Consider the following 24,349-nt stretch of genomic DNA (forward strand, 5'->3'; position numbering starts at 1 on the left):
TGCGCAATTGCTTTATTCGGTTTGGCAGTTGCTTGTGAAAGAGCTTTCTGGTTGCGCCTTTTCTCTTGCCACCAAACAAGCGCGACCGGGGCGCCGAAAGCAAACAGCATCTGGCCGCCAACCGGCCAACCCTGAAGACCAAAAGCAACGATCAAGAGCGCGATGAAGAAATAAACTGCAAAGAAGAAGAGAATCCGGAGCAGCTTGAAAATAGCTTTCATAGAAGGACCCTCGTCAATCACCCATCAGCGCGTCGATGTTTGCATGAGCCTCATCGCCCGTCGACCCTCTCGTCAAGAAACTGCGTATCAGATCGGGTCTTTCAGCCAGCGAGTTTCGCCTGGTCGTGATGCCGAAGGTCGAGGAAGCAGAACCTCGGCAAGCATCACGTCAGTTCAGTGTGAACCGGGTACGGGTGTAGTTGCGGATCTTGCCGCTTTGGCCGGTCTATCGAACCCGGACCGAGGCGTCTCAGATCGTCCATGCGACGAGTCACTCACACCCGCGGCACACAACGGAGGGTCCCAATCTGGTTTGTCCCGCCCCACCAAATCCCACCTCACAACAGAATCCGACTGATGGGATTTATGGTGGGACAGATCAACGGCGAAGCCGTTTTTCTGTTTAAAATCAACAACTTAAGGGGAAGAAATGGCAGCCCGTAGGGGAATCGAACCCCTCTTTCCAGGTTGAAAACCTGGCGTCCTAACCGATAGACGAACGGGCCATCCGGTGCGTGCGGCGTTATCTAGGGAAACTGGCCGGGGCGCGCAAGAGGATTCTTGCCCCATCTCGCCGTTTTTTCAGCCCGCGCGGGCGGCGTCCTCCAGCCGCAGTTGAACCCGGTTCTGGCCGCGCCAGGTATTGACCTCCAGCCGACCGGCAAGGTGGAACCGCGCGCCGCCATGCCCCTCGAGCAGGGGGCCGAGCGGGCCATCGAAGGCGCCGAAGGCGATCGCCTCCAGCCTTGCGCCCATGCCGTTGCCGAAACCGACCTTGAGGTGGCTCTCTCCGACCCGGCGAACGAATCCCAAGGCCATGTCGGCAAAGGCAAAGCGGGGCGCGGGTGCGCCCGCGCCGAAGGGGCCCGCGGCCTCGATCCGGTCGACCAGTTCGACGGTGGCGGCCCCCGGCATCAGGAGCCCGGCAAGCCGCAGGTCCGCCGGGCCTGCCGCGCCCGCGCCCTGGCGAGCCAGCAATTCACCCAGCCGCGCCATCGCCTCATCCAGTTTGTCGCGCGTCACGCTCAGCCCCGCCGCCATCCGGTGGCCCCCGCCTTTGACCAGCAGCCCCTCTGCCGCCAGACGCTGCACCGCCGCGCCCAGGTCGACACCCGAGACCGAACGGCCCGATCCCTTGCCCTCGTCGCCATCGAATCCGATCACCACGGCGGGGCGGTTGGTGGCCTCTTTCAGGCGGCTGGCCACGATTCCGACCACACCTGGATGCCAACCCTCGCCCGCCGCCCAGACCAGCGGCCCGTCCAACCCGCGCGCCTCGGCCTGGGCCAGCGCCGCGGCACGCACCGCGTTCTCGATCTCGCGTCGCTCGGTGTTGAGCTGGTCCAGCCGTTCGGCAATGGCCGCGGCCTCGGCGGGGTCGGCGGTGGCCAGCAGCCGCGCGCCAAGATCGGCCTTGCCGATCCGCCCGCCCGCATTCACCCGCGGCCCCAGCAGGAACCCCAGGTGATAAGGCGTCGGCGCGCTGTCCATCCGCGCCACGTCGGCCAGCGCGACAAGGCCCGGACGGCCGCGCCCGGCCATGACCTTGAGCCCCTGGCGCACCAGGGCACGGTTCACCCCCACCAGCGGCGCCACGTCCGCAATGGTCGCCAGCGCGACAAGATCCAGAAAAGCCAGCAGATTGGGGCCGGATAGCCCCTGCGCCCGCATCTGCCGGTTGACCTCGACCAACATCAGGAACACCACGCCCGCGGCACATAGATGCCCCAGCGCGCCATCCTCGTCCTGCCGGTTGGGATTGACCACCGCCAGCGCAGGCGGCAGGGTTTCGCCGCCCAGGTGATGATCCAGAACGATCACGTCGGCCCCCATGGCCGCGGCAATGGGTTCGTACGACAAGGTTCCGCAATCGACGCAGACGATCAGGTCGTGGTCGCGGGCAAGACGTTGCATCGCGGGCACGTTGGGCCCATAGCCCTCGTCGATCCGGTCGGGGATATACAACGTGGCGCCCAGCCCCATCTCGCGCAGCCAGCTCAGCAACAGCGCCCCCGACGCCCCCCCGTCCACGTCGTAATCGGCAAAGACCGCGATGCGCTGCCGCCCGGTGACGGCGGCAAGAAACCGCCCGGCCGCGGCCCCCATGTCACGCAGGACAAGCGGATCGGGCAACAGATCCTTCAGGGTGGGTTCAAGAAACCGTTCGACCTCTTCGAGGGGAACGTGGCGCGCGGCCAGGATCGCGGCCAGGGCATCGGGCAGGCGCGCGGCTTGGGCCAGCGCCTGCGCCTGCCGGTCCTCTTCGGCCGAGGGGCCAACCCAGCGCCGCCCGGTGGCCGAGCATTCAACACCCAGGAACGGCGCTGACATGCCTTACTCGGCGGGCGTGCGATAGCGCATCCGCCGGACCGAGCCGGTCTTGGACCGCATCAGAAGGGTCTCGGCGGTCAGCCAGCCGACCTCGCGCTTGATCCCCGGCAGAAGCGAGCCGTCGGTCACCCCGGTTGCCGCGAATATAACGTCCGCCGTCACCATGTCGTCGCGGGAATAGACGCGGCCCAGGTCGGTCACGCCGTGTTTGGCCGCACGGCCCCGTTCGTCATCATTGCGAAACAGCAACTGGCCGAACATCTGCCCGCCCATGCATTTCAGCGCGGCAGCAGCCAGCACCCCCTCTGGCGCCCCGCCAGAGCCCATGTACATGTCGATCCCCGTGCGTTCGGCCTCGGCACAGTGCATCACGCCGGCCACGTCGCCATCGGTGATCAGGCGGATCGCGGCGCCGGTGGAACGGACCTCGGCGATCAATGCCTCGTGCCGGGGACGTTCGAGAATGCAGACGGTGATGTCGTTGGGATCGCCGCCCTTTTCACGGGCCAGTTGCCGAACCCGTTCGGCCGGCGGCATGTCCAGCGTCACGATCCCCTCGGGATAGCCCGGCCCGATGGCCAGCTTTTCCATGTAGACATCGGGCGCGTGCAACATCGAGCCGCGCGGCCCCATCGCGATCACGGCCAGCGCGTTGGGCATGTCCTTGGCGGTCAGCGTCGTGCCCTCCAGCGGGTCCAGCGCGATATCGACCGCAGGCCCATCGCCGCTGCCAACCTCTTCGCCGATATACAGCATCGGCGCCTCGTCACGCTCGCCCTCGCCGATGACCACTACCCCGCGAATATCCAGCCGGTTCAACTCGGTACGCATCGCGTCGACCGCAGCCTGGTCGGCAGCCTTTTCGTCGCCATGGCCGATCAGCCGGGCCGAGGCCAGCGCCGCCTTTTCGGATACGCGGGCAAGACCAAGGGACAGCATCCGGTCATTGAAATCGAGGGGCGCAGAACTGGGCATGAGAAATCCTGTGGCTACCGAAGAAAATCACCCCAATCTCTAGCCGCGCCACCCGGTTCAAGACAAGGGGGCGCAGGGCCGCGCCCTCAGTCGGCGAGGCTGTCGAGATATGACGGCAGGTGCCCAATGTCGGCCAGGATCACATCGGCCAGGTCAGACAGGTCGCCTGATCGGGCCGGGCCGGTGAGAACGGCGATCGTGGTCATCCCCGCCGCCCGCCCCGCAGCCAGGTCGTGGCGGCTATCGCCGACCATCGCGATTTCGCCTGGCGGGCGGCCGATCGCGCCGGCAAAGGCCAAGAGCTGACCGAGGCCGGGTTTGGCGCCGTGACCGCTGTCGCAACCGGCAACGAAATCGAAATGCTCCAGGATGCCCGCGGCGGACAGGTGGGCGCGCGCGGGCGCCTCGGCATCGTTGGTCGCCACGCCCAGCGCCAGCCCGCGGCCGGCAAGATCCTGCATCAAGGGCCGCAGCGGAACGGCCGGACATAGCGGGGCCTGCGCCGCGCTTGCATTCATCCGGGTCAAAAGGCGTTCGGGCGTCATCCCCGGCAGGTGCGGCAGCATCAGCGCCGCGATCTCGCCTGGTGTTCCCGCGATGACCGGGCTGGCCCGGTCAAACCGCGCGGCCCCCGGATCAAACCCGATCGCGGCCCCCAACGCGTCGCGCCGCGCCAGGTCACCCTCGGCCAGCTCGGCCAGGAACTCTGACGCCCATATGCCCCAGGTGGCATGGAAATCGAAAAGCGTGCCGTCCTTGTCGAAAAGGATCGCGCCCAGCCTGGCAATCGTTCCGCTCATTTCCGCGCCCCTTTTGCCGGACCGGCCCCGGCCCCGCAAGCCATCAGGTCCAATGTGGCCCCGTTCCGCCGGGCAGGCCCACCCGCGCGCGCATCACCGTCTCGCCCGGCACGCCCTCGGCAGCACAAAAGGATAGCACCCAGGCATCGTCCATCAGCAGAAAATCCAGAACCGAAGCCAGGAATTCGGGCTCTGCGGCACGCGCACGAAGATCGTCCTCACCCGCGCCGGTCGCCCCGAGAAAGACAGGCAACAACTCGTCATTGCCCACCAGCCATGTCAGCGCCCTGAGCGCAATGGTTTCGGCATGTTCTACCACGGGACGGCATCTCCGGATCGAGGTTAAAAGGTTTTTAACGCTTCCTACCGGAAACTGAAGGGTGTGACATGGGGATTGAATGCCGCGTCGCGGCACATGCAGGGAAAAGGCCGTATGCCTCGAACGATCCTGATCGTGGACGACCTGGCAACCAACCGTATCGTCATCAAGGTCATGCTGGACCGAGCACATTACAACGTCGCGCAAGCCGCGAACGCGGCGACGGCACTGGACCGGATTGCCGATGCGCGCCCCGACCTGGTTCTGCTGGATATGCGGCTGTCCGACATCGACGGGATCGCCTTTTGCAAAAAGTTGAAATCGTCCCCCGACACCGCCGATCTGCCGGTCATCGCGATCAGCGCGTCCCCTGATCCGGGCGCGCGGCTGCGGGCGCTTGAGGCCGGCGCCGACGAGGTCCTGACAAAACCCCTGAACGAGGCATCGCTGCTGGCGCGTGTGCGCAGCCTGTTGCGCGCGCGCGCCACCCTCGAGGATCTGACCTTGCGCCGCGACACCCACAGGGCGTTGGGCTTTGCCGAACCGACGGCGCGGTTTCATGGCCCGGCGCGGATCGCCCTGATCGCCCCTCCGCGCGTCACCCGCACCTGGCGCGACGGGCTGCGCCGGGTTTCCAGCGACCGGCTGATCCCGATGCGACAGTCAGAGGCGTTGCAACTCGACAAGGGAGGCGCTGCGCCCGATCTGTTCGTCATCGGAACCGATCCGGGCTGCGAGGCATCGGGGCTGCGCCTTGTCAGCGAATTGCGCACACGGCCCGAGACGCGGCATGCCGCGCTGATCCTTGCCGCGCCCGAGACCGCACAGGACAGCGCCGCCATGGCATTGGACCTCGGGGCGAACGACCTGGTCACAATGCCGGTGGACGCGCGCGAACTTGCGCTGCGCATCCGCAACCAGATGGCGCGGCTACGGCTGGAACGAACGTTACGCGACACGCTGAAGGACGGGTTGCGCCTGGCGGTCACCGACGCGTTGACGGGGTTGCACAACCGTCATTATGCCCTGCCCTACCTGGCCCGGATTGCCGCGCGCGCCGCGAAGACCGGCGAGGATTTTGCCGTTATCTCGATCGATATCGACCGGTTCAAACAGGTCAACGACCGTCACGGCCATGCCGCGGGCGATGCCGTTCTCACCACGGTCGCCTGCCGGCTGAAACAGGCGATGCGCGAGATAGACCTCGTGGCGCGGGTCGGCGGCGAGGAATTCCTGCTTGCCCTGCCCCAGACCGACCGGCACGGCGCCGAAACCATCGCCGAAAGGTTGCGACAGGCAGTGGCCGGGCACCCTGTCGCGCTGCCCTGCGGCACTGGCGAGATCGCGGTAACGATCAGCATCGGCGTGGCGATCGGCCGGGGGGGCGGCCTGCCGGATGGCCCGACGCAGGTCGACCTCGTGAGAGCGTTGATGCAGGCCGCGGACCGCGCGCTTTATGCCGCCAAGGCCGCCGGGCGCAACGCGGTTCATTTCAGCCGCTGCGCCGCCTGAACACCATGCTAGCGCGGCGCGGAACCATCGCGGCGCGGATGGGACGGCCCCCGGCGCAGAACACGCTCCAGCCTGTCGGCGAAGGCCGCGCGCTGCTCGGGCGTCATGGCCGCCAACCGTTCGGTCATCAGGTCACGCCAGATCTCGCCCTGGTCACGGGCATGGGCCTCTTGCGTGGCCAGGATGACAGCAACGTGTTCGGGCATGTAAGGCTCTGCCCTCAACGCATCCAGAAGATCGTTGAATCCCTGCCGCACGGCCTTGCGATTTTCGCGCAGGCGCGGCGCCTGGGACCGCATCGCCGCACGCAGGGCGGCGCGATCCTCATCAGCGAGCGCACGAGCATATGGACCATAGGCCGCCTCGCCCAGGTCGGCGCGCGTCGACGCACCGCGATGCCCGACCACCGCGCCCCCGACCATGCCCAGGATCAACAGGTTCAGCGCAAGGCTTGCGATCAGCATCACCCGCACCCAGGTCCGGGTCGGTGGCGCAGTTTCGTTTCGAGTTCTACCCTCTGCCAAGCTCATCCCTCCTGAAGAAACGTATCGAGGCTGGGAACCAGGTCGACCGGTTCGTATCCGCCCCCCAGCATGACCGTCGTGACGATGTCCAGGGCCGCGGGATCGGCATAGCCGATCCATATGCCGGCCACTGTTGCGCTGGCCAGGCCGGCCATCGACGGCCAGCCGCCCAGCGTGCTCAGCATCGCGCCGATGACCCCGCGCCGCGTCGCGGGCGTCGGGGTCTGCTTGCCCACCACGAGGGGTGCGGCGCGCACGCCTGCCTCGGCCATGGCATCGTCCATCACCCGCGCCAACAGCGCCGCCGACGGGGCGGGTCCGGTGTCCCGACCAACCTGGAACAGCGCCTCAAGCGCTTCGTCCGTGATTTCTGTCCGCTCAGTCATCCTGCAACCCCAATTCCCCGCGCCGCGCGGCGAGTTCCGCCTTGAGCGCCCTCTTGCCACGGGCGGTCAGGCTTTCGACCGCCTCGGTGCCGATTTCCATGACCTGCGCGATCTCGGGGTTCGACAACCCCTCGATATGGCGCAGGATCACCGCCTGCCGCTGCCGCACGGGCAACGCGTCAAGCGCCTCTTGCAGCGCTTGCGCCCGTTGCCCTGACAACAGGCGCGCTTCGGCACCGGGTGCCTCGTCATGTGGTTCGGGCACTCCGTCCAGCCCCTGCCCCCGACGCCGCCGCAGCCGGTCGGTACACAGGTTCCCGGTTACCCGGAACAGCCAGGTGGACACACGCGCCTCGCCCGCGCGCCAATCCGGGGCGATCTTCCAGAGCCTCAGCATCGCCTCTTGCGCGACATCCTCGGCCTCGGCCGCGTCCCCCAAAAGCCGCGCGGCATGCGATAGCACCCGCGGCGTAAACCGAAGCGTCAGCGCACGCGCGGCCTGGGCGTCGCCCCGCCCATAGGCGGCCAGCAACGCCTCGTCCGATTGAGCGCCCGCTGCATCGAAAGGCATGTCCATCCTGCCTGTGGCCTATCCCGTCGAGGTCCCTGCGGCAATCGCGGCGGCGCATCATCGCGCCGCCGCGAGCCAGTTTAGCGCATCACACCCTGCGGGCCGAAGCGTCCGCCGAATTTCTTCGCGGCCGCGTCGAATTCGTCGCGCGAAATCGTGCCATCTCCATCGGCGTCCACCCGGTTAAAGATCATTTCGGGCCCCGGACGAGTGGCCATTTCATTGGCCGAAAGCTTACCGTCGCCATCGGCGTCCAGCATCTCGACCATATCGGCTGCCCGCGCGGCACGCTCTTCGTCGGTCAGCGCGGGATCGCCAAAGCCCCCCTGCATCGGCCCCGTGCCCTGCATCCCGCCGAACATGCCATAGCCCATCCCCGGATGACCCTGGATCCTGCCCGACCCCATACCATAGCCCCCCCGCGCGCCATCGCGGCGGCCCGACGGCTTGCCCAGGCGCGCCGCCTCATCGGCGGACAACAGCCCGTCGCCATCGTTATCGAGCGCCTCGAAACGCGCCTTGGCGCGGGCAGTGAATTCATCGAGGCTGAGATTGCCGTCCTTGTCGGTATCGATCATCGCAAATGCGCCGCCGCCCATTCCCCGTGCCTCGGCCATGCCCGGCAGCGCACCAAGCAAGACCGCCACCGTCCCCGCCGCCAGCGCGCTTAGCGCCACATCTTTCAGAATGCGTGTCATCTCTTTCTCCTGTTCCAGTTCGCCGTTGGGCATCGCGACGACCGTTCCGGCCGCCTTGTTCCCTTTCTACGGGCGGACCCCGAGGTTCCGTCGCGGCCCATGCGAAGGTTTTGCGACATCCCGCCGCACGGACAGCGCGTCATCTGTGAAAAATCCACCGGTTTCCTACCTTGGGAATGCGCGCGGAAGGGAGGCGCGTCCATGGCGACAACTGACGGACATATGTGCGATACCGAGCGCAGACCGGTTGGGTCTGCAATGCTCCGCGGGTGGCGCAAGAAATGCCCCAGCTGCGGCGCGGGGCCGCTTTTGGCCGATTACCTGACCGTGCGCGACCATTGCCCGGTCTGCATGGAAGAGTTGCATCATCACCATTCCGACGATGGCCCGGCCTACCTGACCGTGCTGATCGTGGGTGCCTTGGTGACGCCGCTGCTGGCCTGGGCCGTATCGGCCCTCGATCCCGATCCGCTGGTGGTCACCTCCGTTTTCACCGTTGGCTGCGTGGCGCTGGCGCTATACCTTCTGCCCCGACTGAAAGGCGTTATGGTGGCGTTGCAATGGGCGAAACGGATGCACGGCTTCGGAGAGCACAGATAGACGGCCCGCCGATCCGCGACGCGGCGACGGTGATCGTGCTGCGCGATGCGGCAACGGCCCCGCGCGTGCTGATGGGCCAGCGCGGGTCGGGCGCGGCGTTCATGCCGAACAAGTTCGTCTTTCCCGGCGGCGCAGTGGATGCCGCCGATGCCGGGGTGCCGCTGGCCTGCCCGTTAAACGCCGCGTGCGAAACCCGGTTGAGGGCAGAGACCGATCCCGCCCTTGCCCCCGCCCTGGTTGCCGCTGCGATTCGCGAGGTATGGGAGGAAACCGGGCTGATCTTTGGTGTGCCCGGCGCTTGGGACCGCCCCGCGCCCGAAGGATGGGAAGGCTTTGCCGCCAGCGGGCACCTGCCCTCGCCAAGGGGATTTCACTTTGTCTTTCGCGCGATCACGCCACCGGGCCGCCCACGCCGGTTCGACGCACGCTTTTTCCTTGTCGAGGCCGAGGCGGTGGTCAACGATCCCGACGATTTCTCGGGCGCCCAGGAAGAGCTGAGCCACCTGCAATGGGTCCCCCTGCCCGAGGCGCGCGGCTTTGACCTGCCCTTCATAACAGAGGTGGTTCTGGCAGAGGTTGCGCGGCTGTCCCGACAGGGCTTGCCGCCCGATAGCGTGCCGTTCTTCAACAACCGCACCGGCAGGTCAGAGTTCCTGCGGCTGGACTGACGCGCGCGCCGGGACAGATGCATCCCGCGCAGCGCGCATTCCGGCCCGCGCGAAAGGCTTGCGGCTCAGCGGGCGGCTTTTTCGGCGATACCGGATGTGCCCTCGCGCCGTTCCAGTTCGGCGAAAACATCTGACAGCGTCACGTCGCGCGCCGCCAGCATCACCAGCAGGTGATAGAGCACATCCGCCGCCTCGGCCGTCAGGCGGGCACGATCGCCCCGGACCGCCTCGATGATCGCCTCGACCGATTCCTCGCCGAATTTCTCGGCGCATTTCTCGGCCCCCCTGGATAGCAGTTTCGCCGTCCACGAACTGTCGGGATCGGCCCCCTTGCGCGCCTCGATGGTGGCGGCCAGTCGCTCCAGCGCGCTCATGCCGGCCTCACTGGGATGCCGGCCGCGGCCATGTGGGCCTTGGCCTCGCCGATGGTGAAGGTGCCGAAATGGAAGATCGAGGCCGCCAGAACCGCGCTGGCACCGCCCTTGGTCACGCCCTCGACCAGGTGGTCCAACTCGCCCACCCCGCCCGAGGCGATCACCGGCACATCGACCGCATCGGAAATCGTGCGCGTCAGTTCCAGGTCAAATCCCGACTTGGTGCCATCGCGATCCATGCTGGTCAGAAGGATTTCCCCCGCGCCCTTGGCCACGACCGTTTTCGCGAATTCCACCGCATCGATACCCGTGGATTTACGCCCGCCATGGGTAAAGATTTCCCATTTGCCCGGGGCGACCCGTTTGGCGTCGATGGCAACCACGATGCACTGGCTGCCGAACTGGTCGGCGGCCTGGCGCACCACGTCGGGATTGGCCACCGCGGCCGAGTTGAAGCTGACCTTGTCGGCGCCCGCCAGCAGCAGGGCGCGCACATCCTCGACCGTGCGCACGCCGCCGCCCACGGTCAGCGGCATGAAGCACTGTTCCGCCGTGCGCTGGACCACGTCGAACATCGTGCCGCGGTTTTCATGGGTGGCGTGGATATCGAGGAAGCACAGCTCGTCCGCGCCGGCGGCGTCATAGGCCTTGGCGGCCTCCACCGGGTCTCCGGCATCGATCAGGTTGACGAAGTTGACGCCCTTGACCACGCGGCCGTCGGCCACGTCGAGACAGGGGATGATGCGGGTCTTCAGCATGGGGCGGCTCCTTTCGCGTTCTCATAACGCGGCGCCGCGCCAGAGGAAAGCGCCGCGCGCGCCCCGTTCCCCGGTCTCAGCCCGCAAGCGCCTCAAGGGCCGCGGCGAGGTCCAGCGCCCCGTCATAAAGCGCCCGCCCCGAGATCGCCCCGCCGATAACCCCGGTATTGCGCAGCGCAACCAGGTCGGCCAGCGAGGACACCCCGCCCGAGGCGATCACCGGGATCGACACGGCCCGCGCCAAGGCTTCGGTTGCGGCGATGTTCGGCCCGCCCATCGCGCCATCGCGGTCGATATCGGTGTAGATGATCGCGGCAACGCCCGCATCCTCGAGAGATTTCGCAAGGTCGCTTGCCATCACGTCGGTCTCCGTGGCCCAGCCCTTGGTCGCCACGCGGCCCTTGCGCGCGTCGATACCGACCGCAACCTTGCCGGGAAAGGTGCGCGCGGCCTGCCGCACGAGATCGGGATTTTCCACCGCCACGGTGCCCAGGATCACACGGGCCAGCCCCTTGTCCAGCCACATCTCGATCGTGGCCATGTCGCGGATGCCGCCACCCAGTTGGGCGGGCACATCCGTCGCGGCCAGGATCGCCTCCACCGCCGCGGCGTTGACTGGCCTGCCCGCGAAGGCGCCGTTCAGGTCCACCAGGTGCAGCCATTCGCAGCCCGCATCCTGAAAGGCGCGCGCCTGGGCCGCCGGATCGTCGCCGAACACCGTCGCCTTGTCCATCTCGCCGCGCAGCAGGCGCACGCATTGGCCGTCTTTCAGGTCGATGGCGGGGTAAAGGATCATGGGGCGTGCTCCGCTTGGCTGAATTGCGCGCCCTTATGCAGCATTCCCCAACGAATGCAATAAAACCCGACGTCACGCTTGCCCAACCGCATTCTCCCGCGCCAGACTGACCCGAAAGGGGAGGACAACATGACACGGATCTTTCGCATCGCGGCCCTTGGCCTTTTACTGGCGGGCCCCGCCCTTGCCGCCGACCCCGTCGAGGGCACCTGGCAGACCGGGTTGGACGACAACGGCAATTTCGGTCACATCCGCATCGCCCCCTGCGGCGAACGGCTCTGCGGCACGCTGGTGCGCGCCTATGACGGCACAGGTCGGCAGATCGACACCGGCAACGTGGGCAAACCCATTGTCTGGGACATGCAACCCCAGGGCAGCGGGCGCTATGGCAATGGCAAGGTCTGGACCCCCGACCGGGACAAGACCTACAATTCCAAGATGCTGCTAGAGGGCGATTTCCTGTCGATTTCAGGCTGCGTGATGGGCATATGCCGCAATGGCGGCAAGTGGAAACGCGTGCGCTAAAGCCGCGAGGAAACGATATCTGTCACGAACCCGAGGCGCCCCAGCTCGCCGAAAAGCCGCTGATACTCGATCTTGGGACAGCGGTCCTGGATCACCGTGCATCCGGCCGCCCCCGCGCGCGCCGCGGCACCTTCGTTGCGCACCCCGATCTGCATCCAGACTGTACGCAAGGAGGGCAGACAGGCCAGCGCCTCGTCCACGATGGGCGGCACATGCTCGGGGCGGCGAAAGATATCGACCATGTCCACGGGCTGATCGGCGGGTATCGCGGCCAGGTCGGCATAGACGGTTTCGCCGAGGATCTGGCTGCCGGCAAGGCGCGGATTGACCGGGATCACCCGTTTGCCGCGCCGTTGCAGATAGCGCCCGACATAATGGCTGGGCCGGATTGGGTCATCAGACAGACCCACCACCGCGATCACACGGGTATCGCGCAGAATGGTCCGAAGATCCTTGTCCCCCGGCGCGTTCATGACACGTCCCCACCCGAAAAAAGGCGCCCGGGCCAGGGCGCCGGGCGCGAGTCGCGGAACGAGGGACAGTGAAGCGGGACAAGACCGTTCCGAGGGCCCTGCCCCATGCGCAACAGGTGGGGGCACGGGCCGCGCTTTCCAATGCGGATCATGCAACCGTGATCGCCACGCCCAGGCGTAACGCGCCGCGCGCGCCCATTGGATAACGCTTTCGCCTCTGGCGTGATCATGCCCTCGCGGCCTCCGCCGCCGCGTAAAGGGCAATCGCCGCCGCGTTCGACACGTTGAGCGACCCGAACCCCCCCGCAAAGGGAATGCGCACCAGCCGGTCGCAGGTGTCGCGCGTCAACTGCCGCAGGCCCGGCCCCTCGGCCCCAAGAACCAGCCCCACCGGCGCATCACCGAGTTCGGCAAGCGTATTGCCCAGCCCGGCCTCAGCCTCGCCATCGAGGCCCAGCAAGGTATAGCCAAGACCCCGCAACTGTTCCATCGCACGCGCGAGGTTGGTCACGCGAAGGTAAGGCTGGCGTTCCAGCGCGCCAGAGGCCGTTTTCGCCAGCGCCCCGGTCTCGGGCGCGGAATGACGATGGGGCGCGATGACCGCGCGCGCACCAAAGACCTCGGCCGAGCGCAGGATCGCGCCGGCATTATGCGGATCGCTCACCCGGTCCAGCAGCACAACCCGCGCGGGGCCCACCCCCGGCGCGCACAGATCGGCCAGTTTGCCCCAATCCAGCGGCCGGGTCTCAAGAGCCGCGCCCTGGTGGACGGCGCCGGGGTCCAGCGGCACGGGGAATTTGCGCGGATCGGCGATTTCAGGCGTGATCCCGGCCGCCGCGATCACATCGGCCAGCTTGTCGGCGGCATTCCTGGTCACCACAAGCCGCAGCTTGACGCGCGCAGGGTTGGCCAGCGCATCGCGCACCGCGTGCAATCCGAACAGCCACAGCGTCTCGGCCGCCGCTGCCCGGCGCGCCCGCTCTTTCTCGATTACCCAGGTCGGCTTTTTCGCCACGTTTGCACCCTTTCGCCGGATCAGGGCGCGACCATGCGCAATCCCCTGCGCCACGGCAAGGATTTTCCTGTTGACGGGTCGCCGCCCCGGCCTTATGCAACCGCCCACTTAGGGCGACGCGCTGCAAGGTGCGGCAGCGGACTGTAAATCCGCCGGGGAGACCCATGCCTGGTTCGATTCCAGGGTCGCCCACCACTTCCCCCCACGATCCTCCCCGACCCAGCAAATCCCGCGTGACGGTGGAGGTCAGGGTTTTGGCCCGGCGGATTTGCCCCTATAGTCACGGCCAGACCCATGAGGCAGGATCGGACATGGCGGCAAAGCGCAAGGCGGGCCAGCCTTTCAACATCGTGATCGTCGGACAGAACGGGCGACTGACCTACGAGGCCGTGACATTCGCCGCATCGCTGCGCGCCTCGGACCCCGGGTTCAACGGCCGGCTGCTGGTCGCGGAGCCCCAGCCGGGCCCGCGTTGGAACGGCGATCCGAGAATGAGGGACGAGGCCGCACGCGACCTGCTGGAAGGCTTCGGCGCACAGATCGTGCCCTTCGAGAACCATGTCTTCGGCGCGTCCTATCCCCATGGCAACAAGATCGAGGCGCTTTTGGCGCTGCCCGAGGGCGAGCCTTTCGTGTTCTTCGACACCGACACCTTGATCACCGGGGCGCTGAGCGCCGTGCCCTTCGATTTCGACCGCCCCTCGGCCTCGATGCGGCGCGAGGCAACCTGGCCCGAGATCGAGCTTTACGGTCCTGGCTATGGCGCGACCTGGAAAGCCCTTTACGACAGGTTCGGGCTGGATTTCGAAACGTCGCTCGATACCCGCTGGCCCGACGAATACTGGCAGCGATACCTCTATTTCAACGCGGGCTGGTTCTTTTTCCGCTGTCCGCGCGTCTTTGGACAGCGGTTTCTCGACTATGCCCGCACAATCCGCGACGACCCGCCCGCCGAGCTGGTCTGCCAATCGCTCGACCCCTGGCTCGACCAGGTGGCGTTGCCGCTGGTGATCCATTCCCTGGGTGGCGGACGGCCGGGGCCGGACCTGGACGGGCTGGATGGCGATGTGAGTTGCCATTGGCGCCTGCTGCCGCTGCTTTATGCGCGCGAGAGCGACAGGGCGGTGGCGGTGATGGAGGAGATCACCGCCCCCAACAAGGTCAAGAAGGTGCTCAAGGCGCATGAGCCGTTCAAGCGCTTTGTCTTCCAGGGCAGGGGCGCCAAGGCGCGGGCGCTGTTCGACCGGGCGCAATTGCCCCGGCGTGAAAGGACGATCCGAAACATGCTCAAGAAAAACAGGCTATGGCTGCGCTGAGCCGGCAAAGGGGGGCGGGAGCCTGCTTCCCCGGCCGCTTGCCGACCCTGTGAGAGGGTCCGCCATGGGTATTTTCACCAAGAAGAAGAACAGGGTTGCGCGCCGGACCCTGCCGGGCGCATGGCTGTTCCAGCCGGCGTGCCGCGCCCGGAAGGTTGTCCTTTTCGCGGGGAGGTGATGTTGCCGGGCTGGCGGCAATGGCCTAATCCTGTGGCGAAACGGGACTTGGGAGAGACCATTCCATGAGCGACGACCGGCAATACGGATTCGATACCTTGCAGGTGCATGCGGGCGCGCGGCCCGACCCGGCAACCGGGGCGCGGCAGGTGCCGATCTACCAGACCACGGCCTATGTGTTCCGCGATGCAGATCACGCCGCGGCATTGTTCAACCTTCAGGAGGTCGGCTATATCTATTCGCGCCTGACCAACCCCACCGTGGCGGTTCTAGCCGAGCGGATCGCGACGCTGGAGGGCGGTGTCGGGGCGGTATGCTGTTCGTCGGGACATGCCGCGCAGATCATGGCGCTGTTCCCGCTGATGGCGCCGGGGCGCAACGTGGTGGCCTCGACGCGACTGTACGGTGGCACGATCACCCAGTTTTCCCAGACGATCCGACGCTTTGGCTGGTCGGCGAAATTCGTCGATTTCGACGATCCGGACGCGGTCAGGGCGGCCATCGACGACGACACCCGCGCCGTGTTCTGCGAGGCGGTGGCAAACCCCGGCGGCTATGTCACCGACCTTGATGCGATCACGGGGGTGGCCGATGCGGCGGGCCTGCCGCTGATCGTGGACAATACCTCGGCCACGCCCTACCTGGTGCGCCCGATCGAACATGGCGCGACGCTGGTGGTGCATTCGACCACGAAATACCTGACCGGCAACGGCACAGTCACCGGCGGCGCAGTCGTGGATTCGGGGAAATTCGACTGGTCGGCCAGCGACAAGTTTCCCTCGCTTTCCGCGCCGGAACCGGCGTATCATGGGATGAAATTCCACGAGACCTTTGGCCCCCTGGCCTACACGTTTCACGGCATCGCCGTGGGGCTGCGCGACCTGGGCATGACGATGAACCCGCAGGCGGCGCATTACACGCTGATGGGGATAGAGACGCTGTCGCTGCGCATGGCGCGCCATTGCGAAAACGCGGTCAAGGTCGCGACCTGGCTGGAAACCCATCCCAAGGTGGCCGCGGTCACCTATGCCGGGCTGCCGTCCTCGCCCTATGCCGAGCGGGCGAAACGCATCTGCCCGCGCGGCACCGGGGGCCTGTTCACCTTTGCCCTGAAGGGCGGATACGACGCCTGCGTCAAGCTGGTGGATTCGGTCAACCTGTTCAGCCATGTGGCGAACCTGGGCGATACCCGGTCGCTGATCATCCATTCGGCCTCGACCACGCACCGCCAGTTGACCGAGGAGCAGCAGGTCGCCGCGGGCGCGGCCCCCAACGTGGTGCGCGTCTCGATCGGGATCGAGGATGCCGATGACCTGATCGCCGATCTCGACCAGGCGCTGGCCGGAATCTGAGATTCAGTTCGCCAGTTCAAACACCATCGTGACCCGGGCCGAGAGCGTCACCTCGCCCGCGGCCACGGGGACGGGGGCCGACAGGCGCGCGGCCTCCATCATCATCGGCACGGGCTGCGCCGTGCCGGTTTCAGAGATCGAAACGAGGGCGCCCAGGTCGTGACCGGCGGCCTCGGCATAAAGCCGGGCCTTGCGCATCGCATCGGCCACAGCCTGTCGTCGTGCCTCGTCGCGCGCGGAGGCGGGATCCTGCAAGCCGAAGCCGATGCCCTCGAAGCTGTTGGCGCCCTCGCCGATCACCTGGTCAAGCAGTTCGCCAAGCCCCTCAAGGCCACGGACCCGCACGCTGAGCGTGTTGGCCGCACGAAACCCGGTGATCTCGCGCCGCTGACCGGAGTCATGGCTGGACCAGACCGGCGACAGGTCGAGCCCGCTGGTCTGAAGGTCGCGCGGCGCAATCCCTGCGGCGCCCAGACGGTCAAGTATTGCGCCCATGTCCGACGAGACCCCGGCCATCGCGGCCTGGGCGCTGCGGGCCTCGCGCACGACGCCCAGGCGCAGCATGGCCATGTCGGGCGCGGCGGCGACCTCTGCCATCCCCGTCACGGTCAGGCGCGGCGAATCGTCGGCCAGGACAGCCTCGGCAGGAAATAAAAGGGCAGAAAAAACAAGCGTCAGAATGCGCATCACGTGCTCCTTCGGATGATGCCCGGCCCCGAGGGTCGGCTGCGATGCCTTGCGTTGCAAGGAAATTCCGCGCCCTGCATGTCGGATGGCGATTTCCCGCACAGGGCCTTGGTTTTTCTTTTTCCCCGGCGATGGGTTGGTATAAATAGCCGCGATGAGACCTGATTTTGCCCTGACGCTGTCCGAAGACGGGATCGGATTGCTGTACCGCGCCAAGGGTGGATGGCGCAGCCTTGGCGAGACGTCGCTTGACGATCCGGGGTTGGGAGAGACGTTGCGCCTGATGCGCGAGACCGCGCAATCGCTGGCCCAGGGCCCGATGCTGACCAAGCTGGTCATTCCAGACAGCCAGATCCTTTACACCACCTTGCCGTTGCATGGCCATGGCCGGGCAGAGAAACGCGCGGCGCTGCGCAAGGCGCTGGACGGGCGGACACCTTACGCGCTGGACGAACTGGTCTTTGACTGGACCGATGACGGCGAAAGCGCGCGCCTGGCCGTGGTGGCGCGCGAGACGCTGGCCGAGGCCGAGGCCTTTGCCGTGCAACATGCGTTCGACCCGGTCTGTTTCGTTGCCGCGCCGCAAGAGGCCGCCGCCTTCGGGGGCGAGCCTTTCTTTGGCGCCTCGGAACTGGCGGCCGAGTTGTTGCAGGGTGCCACCCATCCTCGGGCCGACGACCATCCAGCACGGCCGGGGGCAATGGCGCCTGCCCATTCCAAGGCGACAGCGCCTCGGGCTAACCCCACCGAGCCGGAGCCTGCCTGCGCGCCAGAGCCGCCCGCCGTCACCTTCAGATCGCGGCGCGGCGAAACCGATACGCCCCCCGTCCAACCGCTCGTGCCGTCACGGGATGAACCGTCGCCCACCGTGCAAGGGCCGCGCAGGCTGGATCTGGCGGCAGCCTCAAGCGAGGCCGCGCCGAGGCTCGCACCCGTGCCCCACAAGGCAAGCGCAAAGGCCGACCCGATCACGAAAGCAGCGTCGGACACGGCATCCCCCGCCGCGCCAGAGCGCCCCCTCGCCCCCGGAACTGCGTCCGCCGTATCCGCGCCGCGGCAGGCCGACGAGAGGATGGGCCGAGCCGCGCCCGTTTCGGCCGATCAACTCTCGAAGGCGGTCAAGGTGATCGCGCCCACCCTGGCCAAGGGCGCCGCATCGGCGGGTCTGTTGGCCTCAAGGGCAGGCGGGGCGATGGCCGGGGCACTGGAACAGGTGCGCAGCGGGGTGTCGCGCGGGGTCCGGAGGCTTGGCAAGGCGCGCGCCGGGGCAAAGCTTTCCGCAAAGCGATCGGGGTCCATGCCGGCACGGCCCGGAACCGGGGCGTTGACCCCGTTCGGCGCAAGACGTGTGAGTAGTGCGCTGACCATGTCGCCCGCCCGGCGCCGCGGCCTGATGCTGGGTGCGGGGGGGGTGGCCTTTGCCGCGGTGGCCGGGCTGTGGATGTTGTTGCTCTGGGAAGAGTCCCCCGGCAACAGCCCGGAGCAGATCGCCGCCCTGCCCGAACGCACTGCCCCAGCCCTGCCCCGCGAAGCGGCAGACGCTGAAATACCGGCCGTCGCGCCAGCCGCCCCCGACGCAGCCGCGCCCGACATGACGGCCAAGGATGCGCCGGGCACGTCCGCGCCGCGCGGTATTGCGGCGCCCACGCTGACGCTGGAGGAGGCCCAGGGCACCTATGCCGCGACCGGCCTCTGGCAGCGCGCACCAGAGGCGCCGGCGCTGCCTGTCGAGGGACGAATCGACAGCCTTTACCTGGCGGGTATCGATCCCGCGATCCGGCCCCCGCAAAAGATATCGCTGCCCGATCCCGACAGGCAGCGCGCGAATGACGCGGCTCTTGCCGTGCAGGTGGACCCGCCCGGCCCCGGCCAGACCTTTGACCTGGACGATCGTGGCCTTGTCGAGGCCACGCCAGACGGGGCAGTGACGCCGCTGGGCATCACGGTGACAGCCGGCCGCCCGGCCATGGTTCCCCCGGCCCGGCCCGAGGGCCTGGTTCCCGACTTGCCCGATGGTGTCGTGATGGCGCCTAGCAACGCGGCGGCCACCCGGCTGGCCCCGTTCCGGCCGCGCCTGCGGCCGGAGGGGCTGACACCCGCCGCCGTGCCTGCGCCCGGCATTGCGGTCGATGACGACGCTCTCGATCCCGCGACAGGCCCCGCCCCCGCACTATCCGCTCCCCTCGGGATCAGCCCGCCCCGCCGTCCGGAAACGATCGCCCCGACCGGTCCTGGCAACGCGGCTGACGCCCCCCCCGCCGAGTCGTCAGGCGGGCAGGACGCCACCGCGCCCGCCGACGACGAGGCGACAGCCGGTACAGGCGAGGGCCCTCTATCGGCGCTTGCGCTCGCGCGCTCGCCACAACCGCGCTCACGTCCTTCCGGGCTGCCCGACAAGGTCGCAGCGCTTGCCCCGGCCGTTCCAAAGGCCGCCGCTGCGGCGCCCCCGGCGATACCCACCACGGCCTCGGTGGCCAAGCAGGCAACGTTGCCCAACGCGATCAACCTGCGCCAGATCAACCTGATCGGCGTTTACGGAACAGACAACGCCCGGCGCGCGCTGCTTCGGTTGCCTTCGGGGCGCTATGTCAAGGTCCAGGTCGGCGACCGGGTGGATGGCGGCCAGGTTGCCGCGATCGGCGAGGACAGCCTTAGCTATGTCAAGGGCGGGCGCAGCACGATGCTGGAATTGCCTGGAGGCTGAACAGGTCAGCCCCGCCGTGCGGCAAAGAACGCCTTGAGAAGCGCCTCGGCCTCGGCAGCATCGATGCCGTCATAGACCTCTGGAACATGGTGACTTTGGGGATGCTGAAAGATGCGGGGGCCATGCGCCACGCCGCCCGATTTAGGATCGGCCGCCCCGTAATACAGCCGCGCGATGCGTGCCTGGCTGATCGCAGATGCACACATTGGGCAGGGTTCCAGCGTGACGTAAAGATCATGGCCCGGCAAGCGTTCCGACCCGGCCGCCGCGCAGGCCGCGCGCAAGGCAAGAATCTCGGCATGGGCGGTGGGATCGTTCAATTCGCGTGTGCGATTGCCCGCGGCGGCAATCACCGTTCCACCGGGCGATACCACCACCGCCCCCACCGGCACCTCGCCGCGGGCCGCCGCGGCGCGGGCCGCGGCAAGGGCGGCCTTCATGTGACTGCGAAAGGGGCTCATGCGGTTTTCATGCCGCCTGACTGCCCGCCGCGCAAGGCGCTTTCCCGTCACCGCGAAGCCGCGTAAAGGAAACGCATGGAAAACCAAACCGAAAAGGGCGATCGTATCGCCAAGGTTCTGGCGCGGGCCGGCATCGCCTCGCGCCGCGAAGCAGAACGCATGATCGAGGCCGGTCGCGTCAGCGTCAATGGCCACAAGATCGACAGCCCCGCCCTGAACGTCACTGCGGCCGACAAGATCACCGTGGACGGAAAGGCCCTTGCCACGCCCGAACCGCCGCGGCTGTGGCTTTATCACAAGCCCAGTGGCCTTGTGACCACGGCACGGGACGAAAAGGGCCGGCCGACCGTGTTTGAAAAGCTGCCCGAGGATATGCCGCGGGTGATGTCGGTTGGACGGCTTGACCTGACCTCTGAGGGCCTGCTGCTGCTGACCAATGATGGCGAGATCAAGCGGCGGCTGGAACTGCCCAGCACGGGCTGGCTGCGCAAGTACCGCGCGCGGGTCAAGGGCACCCCCAAGGACGAGGATTTCGCGCCCTTGCGCCGCGGGATCACGATCGATGGCGAAAAGTTCCAGCCCATGGAAGTGACACTTGACCGCCAGCAAGGCGCGAACGCCTGGATCACCGTTGGCATCCGCGAGGGCCGCAACCGCGAAATTCGACGCGCGATGGAGGCAATCGGGCTGAGTGTGAATCGCCTCATCCGGGTCAGTTACGGCCCCTTCCGCCTGGGCGATCTGAAACCGGGCGCCGTCGAAGAGGTGCGCGCACGCGTGTTGCGCGAACAGCTCGGGCTGGACAAGGCATTCCAGCCACAGTCCAAACCCCGCCCGAAACGCGGCCCCAGACGCTGAAATACCGCATGAGGCTTGCATTTCATCGCGCTGTCGCATCCCATGGGTAGGCAGAGGTGGAAAGGGCGGCCATGTCGGGTTCGGGGCTTCGGAAACTGGCGTTTTTCCTGCTGATGGCACTTGTCATCTACGTGGCCTTCGCGGGGGGCGCGTGATGGCACAGCGGTTCGGCGGAAAATACAGTCCCGCGCAACAGCCGCCCGCCAGCGGGACGCCGCCACCGCGCCACCCGTTCCATGGCAAGACGCCCAGCCGCGCGGGCGGGCGGGCAAACATGATGTTCTTCGTGCCGCTGGTCCTGTTGCCGAGGGCCTTTGGTTCTGATCCGAACGGCCTGGCGCTGACACTGGTGGCCTTTGGTGCGCTGATCCTGGCCGCGTGGCTTACCCGCGAGGGCCTGAAGGCCGAAGATGCCTGGTCCACGCGCAAGATCGCGCGCCGCCCGGCCATCCCGCGCAAGATCTTCGGCTCGGCCCTGACCGGAACGGGACTGTTCCTGGCAGGGTTGGACGGCACCGGGCTGATAACGCCGCTGGTTTACGCCATCCTGGGGGCGGGTCTGCACAGTCTGGCATTCGGGCTGGACCCGCTGTCGGACAAGGGGATCGAGGGGATCGACACCTTTCAGCAGGATCGCGTCGCCCGCGTGATCGACGAGGCCGAGAAACATCTCGGTGCAATGACCGACGCGATCCGGCGGGCAGGTGATCGCGGGCTTGAGGCGCGCATGGCGCGGTTTCAGGACACCGTGCGAGAGATGTTTCGCACCATCGAGGAAGATCCCCGCGATCTTGCCGCGGCGCGCAAATACCTGGTGGTCTATCTCCTGGGTGCGCGCGATGCGACGCGCAAATTTTCAGAATTTTACGGCCGCACCCGCGACAATGCGGCCCGCAAGGATTTCGAAACGCTTCTGGATGACCTGGAAACGAATTTTTCGGCAAGAACGCGCGCGATGCTTCTGGATGATCGCAGCGATCTGGATGTCGAGATTGAAGTGCTGCGCGAAAGGTTGCAACGTGAAGGCGTGCGGCTTCGGCCAGAAACAGCCATCAAGGGAGAATAGACCATGTCGCAAACCGTTCGTCAAAAGGCCGAGGCGACCCTTGCCGATGTGCAACAGCTTACCTCCGTCATCCTGCCGGACCCCGCGGGCGAGATCGTCCCGTTGGAACAGGCCGATGCAACCGTCGCACTGGGCATTCGCACCCGGATGGACGAGATCGACATGGCAGATACCAATTCGATCATCTCTTTCGGGTCTTCGGCCCAGGCCGAGTTGCAGGAGATCAGCCAGTCGATGCTGGCCGATGTGCGCAACAAGGATATCGGCCCGGCCGGGGACAGCCTGCGCGAGATCGTAACCACGATCCGTGGCTTTTCGGTTTCCGAACTGGACGTGCGCCGCGACCGAAGCTGGTGGGAGAAACTCCTGGGCCGCACCGCGCCCTTCGCCAATTTCCTGGCCCGGTTCGAAACGGTGCAGGGACAGATCGACAAGATTACCGACAACCTACTGACGCATGAGCATACTTTGCTCAAGGATATCAGGTCGCTGGACAAGCTCTATGAAAAGACGCTGAGCTTTTACGACGAGTTGGCGCTGTATATTGCCGCCGGCGAGGAAAAGCTGAAAGAGCTGGACGCACACGCCATACCCGCCAAGGAGGCCGAGGTGACCGCCGCCCCCGAGGGCGACCAGGTGCTCAAGGCGCAGGAATTGCGCGACATGCGCGCCGCGCGCGACGACCTGGAACGGCGGGTGCATGATCTGAAACTGACCCGCCAGGTCACGATGCAATCGTTGCCCTCGATCCGGTTGGTTCAGGAAAACGACAAGTCGCTGGTGACCCGGATCAATTCGACACTGGTCAATACCGTACCGCTATGGGAAACCCAGCTTGCGCAGGCCGTCACGATCCAGCGATCGAAAGAGGCTGCGGAGGCCGTGCGCGGTGCCGCCGACCTGACCAACGAATTGTTGACTGCCAATGCCGCGAACCTGCGCGCTGCCAACAAGATCGTGCGCGAGGAAATGGAACGCGGCGTCTTTGATATCGAGGCGGTGAAAAAGGCCAATTCCGAACTTATCGCCACGATCGAGGACAGCCTGGCCATCGCAGACGAGGGCAAGACACGCCGCGCCCGCGCAGAGGAAGACCTCAAGAAGATGGAGACAGAACTACGCGACACGCTGGCGGCTGCAAGGTCGCGCGCCACCGCTGCGGCCGCGGCACCGGGAGGCTGAACAGGATCGTGCGGCAGGTTTCGGGAACTGTTCTCTTGGCGGGGCTGGCCCTTTTGGGGCTGGCCTCGTGCCAGGTGGCGGTGCCCGATCCCGCTCTCGCACCCTCTCCCCGGCCCCGGATGAGCGCCCCGGACAATCCCCCGCCCCCCGGTCCGGCCAGCGCCGAGATCGCCCGCCATTTCGCACAGGTGCAGGCCGATCTTCTGTCGCGGGGACTGTTGCGCACCGATGGCGGCGGCAAGGATGCCCCCTTTTCACAGCGCGCCGTGGTCGACAACTTCATCCGCATCGCGCTTTACGACGAATATGTTTCCGAGTCGGGCAAGCTGGTCGCGCGCCAAACCGAAAGCCGCCTGCGCCGTTGGGAGACGCCGATCCGGATGGGACTGGTCTTTGGCCCCTCGATCCCCGCCGCACAGCAGGCCAGGGATCGTGTGGCCGTCACCGCCTATGCCAGGCGGCTGTCGCGGCTGACCGGGCACCCGATCCAGATCACCGCGCCAGAAAACGCAAATTTCCACGTCCTGATCCTGAACGAGGATGAAAGGCGCGACTTCGCCCCCGAGTTACAGCGACTAGTGCCGGGCATTGCGCCCTCGGCCGCGCGCATGATCACCGATGTACCACGCTCGACCTTCTGCCTGGTTCTGGCCTTTTCAAAGGGCGAAAGCGCAAGCTATTCGCGCGCGGTGGCCCTGATCCGGGGCGAACATCCCGACCGTATGCGCAGATCTTGCATCCATGAGGAACTGGCCCAGGGCATGGGGCTTGCCAATGACAGCCCCCTCGCGCGGCCGTCGATCTTCAACGATGACGAGGAATTCTCCCTGCTCACCCCGCATGACGAGTTGCTTTTGCAGATCCTCTATGACCGCCGCCTCTCGCCCGGCATGACCCCGGCGGCGGCCCGGCCCATCGTGGAAACGATTGCCGCGGAATTGATGGGGGGCGAGAGTTGAGCCCCGCGTTGCTTTTTCACCGACCGTTTCACGGAGACTGA

General features: G+C 66.8%; 27 protein-coding genes and 2 tRNA genes. 12 read left to right on the top strand and 17 right to left on the bottom strand.

The genetic code is table 11. The features are described 5' to 3' along the window. The 6 genes from EV663_RS08620 to EV663_RS15835 form a co-directional block, all read right to left on the bottom strand. On the bottom strand, window positions 1–221 hold a 221-nt coding region (locus EV663_RS08620; RefSeq protein WP_132951392.1), incomplete at its 3' end, for a hypothetical protein. 431 nt (window positions 222–652) lie between these two features. Further along, window positions 653–727, bottom strand: a tRNA-Glu gene (locus EV663_RS08625). Between the two features lie 76 nt (window positions 728–803). Then, a complete protein-coding gene (gene recJ, locus EV663_RS08630) occupies window positions 804–2,552 on the bottom strand; it encodes a single-stranded-DNA-specific exonuclease RecJ (RefSeq protein WP_132951393.1) in 1,749 nt (582 codons plus the stop codon). Window positions 2,553–2,555: 3 nt separating this feature from the next. Beyond that, on the bottom strand, window positions 2,556–3,527 hold the full coding sequence (gene glpX, locus EV663_RS08635) for a class II fructose-bisphosphatase (RefSeq protein WP_132951394.1): 972 nt from the start codon (window positions 3,525–3,527) through the stop codon (window positions 2,556–2,558). A gap of 86 nt (window positions 3,528–3,613) precedes the next feature. After that, entirely contained in the window at window positions 3,614–4,327 is a 714-nt protein-coding gene (locus EV663_RS08640) for an HAD family hydrolase (protein WP_132951395.1), read from the bottom strand. Between the two features lie 43 nt (window positions 4,328–4,370). After that, on the bottom strand, window positions 4,371–4,646 hold the full coding sequence (locus EV663_RS15835) for a DUF3572 domain-containing protein (protein WP_243697915.1): 276 nt from the start codon (window positions 4,644–4,646) through the stop codon (window positions 4,371–4,373). A gap of 114 nt (window positions 4,647–4,760) precedes the next feature. Here EV663_RS15835 and EV663_RS15965 point away from each other — a divergent pair, with 114 nt between their 5' ends. Then, window positions 4,761–6,158 carry a diguanylate cyclase gene (locus EV663_RS15965; RefSeq protein WP_132951397.1) on the top strand — a complete coding sequence of 466 codons (1,398 nt, stop codon included), beginning with the start codon at window positions 4,761–4,763 and terminating at the stop codon, window positions 6,156–6,158. Between the two features lie 8 nt (window positions 6,159–6,166). Here EV663_RS15965 and EV663_RS08655 read toward each other — a convergent pair whose 3' ends face one another. From EV663_RS08655 to EV663_RS08670, 4 genes are all read right to left on the bottom strand, one after another. After that, window positions 6,167–6,682: a periplasmic heavy metal sensor gene (locus EV663_RS08655; RefSeq protein WP_165910161.1), complete on the bottom strand. Its 516-nt coding sequence runs from the start codon at window positions 6,680–6,682 to the stop codon at window positions 6,167–6,169. Window positions 6,683–6,684: 2 nt separating this feature from the next. Next, a complete protein-coding gene (locus EV663_RS08660; RefSeq protein ID WP_132951399.1) occupies window positions 6,685–7,068 on the bottom strand; it encodes a dihydroorotate dehydrogenase in 384 nt (127 codons plus the stop codon). Next, window positions 7,061–7,645, bottom strand: a complete 585-nt coding sequence (locus tag EV663_RS08665; protein WP_132951400.1) for an RNA polymerase sigma factor — start codon at window positions 7,643–7,645, stop codon at window positions 7,061–7,063. Before EV663_RS08665 ends, EV663_RS08660 begins: the two co-directional genes overlap by 8 nt. A 74-nt stretch (window positions 7,646–7,719) precedes the next feature. Beyond that, complete coding sequence (locus tag EV663_RS08670) at window positions 7,720–8,337, bottom strand: EF-hand domain-containing protein (RefSeq protein ID WP_207904410.1); 618 nt, start codon at window positions 8,335–8,337, stop codon at window positions 7,720–7,722. 201 nt (window positions 8,338–8,538) lie between these two features. Here EV663_RS08670 and EV663_RS08675 point away from each other — a divergent pair, with 201 nt between their 5' ends. Then, window positions 8,539–8,937, top strand: coding sequence for a DUF983 domain-containing protein (locus EV663_RS08675; RefSeq protein WP_132951401.1), 399 nt, complete (start codon window positions 8,539–8,541; stop codon window positions 8,935–8,937). Continuing rightward, window positions 8,898–9,605 (top strand): NUDIX hydrolase, encoded by a 708-nt coding sequence (locus EV663_RS08680; RefSeq protein ID WP_132951402.1) that lies wholly within the window; start codon window positions 8,898–8,900, stop codon window positions 9,603–9,605. Before EV663_RS08675 ends, EV663_RS08680 begins: the two co-directional genes overlap by 40 nt. A 65-nt stretch (window positions 9,606–9,670) precedes the next feature. On the opposite strand, the gene EV663_RS08685 is transcribed toward EV663_RS08680, so the two are convergent. The 3 genes from EV663_RS08685 to hisA form a co-directional block, all read right to left on the bottom strand. Continuing rightward, on the bottom strand, window positions 9,671–9,979 hold the full coding sequence (locus tag EV663_RS08685) for a phosphoribosyl-ATP diphosphatase (protein ID WP_132951403.1): 309 nt from the start codon (window positions 9,977–9,979) through the stop codon (window positions 9,671–9,673). Continuing rightward, the gene (hisF, locus tag EV663_RS08690; protein ID WP_132951404.1) at window positions 9,976–10,737 is read right to left on the bottom strand and encodes an imidazole glycerol phosphate synthase subunit HisF; all 762 of its coding nucleotides are present in this window, start codon (window positions 10,735–10,737) and stop codon (window positions 9,976–9,978) included. The genes EV663_RS08685 and hisF overlap by 4 nt, the downstream gene beginning before the upstream one ends. Window positions 10,738–10,813: 76 nt before the next feature. Next, the gene (gene hisA, locus EV663_RS08695) at window positions 10,814–11,533 is read right to left on the bottom strand and encodes a 1-(5-phosphoribosyl)-5-[(5-phosphoribosylamino)methylideneamino]imidazole-4-carboxamide isomerase (RefSeq protein ID WP_132951405.1); all 720 of its coding nucleotides are present in this window, start codon (window positions 11,531–11,533) and stop codon (window positions 10,814–10,816) included. Between the two features lie 129 nt (window positions 11,534–11,662). On the opposite strand from hisA, the gene EV663_RS08700 reads away from it, so the two are divergent. Beyond that, window positions 11,663–12,058, top strand: a complete 396-nt coding sequence (locus tag EV663_RS08700; RefSeq protein WP_132951406.1) for a DUF2147 domain-containing protein — start codon at window positions 11,663–11,665, stop codon at window positions 12,056–12,058. Here EV663_RS08700 and EV663_RS08705 read toward each other — a convergent pair. Both EV663_RS08705 and rlmB read right to left on the bottom strand, forming a co-directional pair. Further along, window positions 12,055–12,531, bottom strand: a complete 477-nt coding sequence (locus EV663_RS08705) for a CoA-binding protein (protein WP_132951407.1) — start codon at window positions 12,529–12,531, stop codon at window positions 12,055–12,057. The genes EV663_RS08700 and EV663_RS08705 overlap by 4 nt on opposite strands. Window positions 12,532–12,757: 226 nt before the next feature. Next, complete coding sequence (gene rlmB, locus EV663_RS08710) at window positions 12,758–13,546, bottom strand: 23S rRNA (guanosine(2251)-2'-O)-methyltransferase RlmB (protein ID WP_132951408.1); 789 nt, start codon at window positions 13,544–13,546, stop codon at window positions 12,758–12,760. Window positions 13,547–13,657: 111 nt separating this feature from the next. Here rlmB and EV663_RS15610 point away from each other — a divergent pair. The 3 genes from EV663_RS15610 (at window position 13,658) to EV663_RS08720 (ending at window position 16,391) form a co-directional block, all read left to right on the top strand. Next, window positions 13,658–13,741, top strand: a tRNA-Tyr gene (locus EV663_RS15610). A 116-nt stretch (window positions 13,742–13,857) separates the two neighbouring features. After that, on the top strand, window positions 13,858–14,862 hold the full coding sequence (locus EV663_RS08715) for a hypothetical protein (RefSeq protein ID WP_132951409.1): 1,005 nt from the start codon (window positions 13,858–13,860) through the stop codon (window positions 14,860–14,862). A gap of 242 nt (window positions 14,863–15,104) precedes the next feature. Next, entirely contained in the window at window positions 15,105–16,391 is a 1,287-nt protein-coding gene (locus EV663_RS08720; RefSeq protein WP_132951410.1) for an O-acetylhomoserine aminocarboxypropyltransferase/cysteine synthase family protein, read from the top strand. Between the two features lie 3 nt (window positions 16,392–16,394). On the opposite strand, the gene EV663_RS08725 is transcribed toward EV663_RS08720, so the two are convergent. Then, window positions 16,395–17,078 (bottom strand): SIMPL domain-containing protein, encoded by a 684-nt coding sequence (locus EV663_RS08725; RefSeq protein ID WP_132951411.1) that lies wholly within the window; start codon window positions 17,076–17,078, stop codon window positions 16,395–16,397. A gap of 154 nt (window positions 17,079–17,232) precedes the next feature. Between EV663_RS08725 and EV663_RS08730 the strand changes: the two genes are divergently transcribed. Then, window positions 17,233–19,782: a hypothetical protein gene (locus EV663_RS08730; RefSeq protein ID WP_132951412.1), complete on the top strand. Its 2,550-nt coding sequence runs from the start codon at window positions 17,233–17,235 to the stop codon at window positions 19,780–19,782. 5 nt (window positions 19,783–19,787) lie between these two features. Here EV663_RS08730 and EV663_RS08735 read toward each other — a convergent pair whose 3' ends face one another. Continuing rightward, window positions 19,788–20,243: a nucleoside deaminase gene (locus tag EV663_RS08735; protein WP_243697916.1), complete on the bottom strand. Its 456-nt coding sequence runs from the start codon at window positions 20,241–20,243 to the stop codon at window positions 19,788–19,790. 75 nt (window positions 20,244–20,318) lie between these two features. On the opposite strand from EV663_RS08735, the gene EV663_RS08740 reads away from it, so the two are divergent. From EV663_RS08740 to EV663_RS08755, 4 genes are all read left to right on the top strand, one after another. Next, a complete protein-coding gene (locus EV663_RS08740; protein ID WP_132951413.1) occupies window positions 20,319–21,101 on the top strand; it encodes a pseudouridine synthase in 783 nt (260 codons plus the stop codon). A 154-nt stretch (window positions 21,102–21,255) separates the two neighbouring features. Next, complete coding sequence (locus EV663_RS08745; protein WP_132951414.1) at window positions 21,256–22,167, top strand: 5-bromo-4-chloroindolyl phosphate hydrolysis family protein; 912 nt, start codon at window positions 21,256–21,258, stop codon at window positions 22,165–22,167. A 3-nt stretch (window positions 22,168–22,170) separates the two neighbouring features. After that, window positions 22,171–23,349: a toxic anion resistance protein gene (locus EV663_RS08750; protein ID WP_132951415.1), complete on the top strand. Its 1,179-nt coding sequence runs from the start codon at window positions 22,171–22,173 to the stop codon at window positions 23,347–23,349. Window positions 23,350–23,357: 8 nt separating this feature from the next. Continuing rightward, window positions 23,358–24,308, top strand: coding sequence for a DUF2927 domain-containing protein (locus EV663_RS08755; RefSeq protein ID WP_243697917.1), 951 nt, complete (start codon window positions 23,358–23,360; stop codon window positions 24,306–24,308). Window positions 24,309–24,349: the final 41 nt, after the last annotated feature.

The sequence above is a fragment of the Rhodovulum bhavnagarense genome (assembly GCF_004343505.1).
In the GTDB taxonomy this organism is placed as follows: domain Bacteria; phylum Pseudomonadota; class Alphaproteobacteria; order Rhodobacterales; family Rhodobacteraceae; genus Rhodovulum; species Rhodovulum bhavnagarense.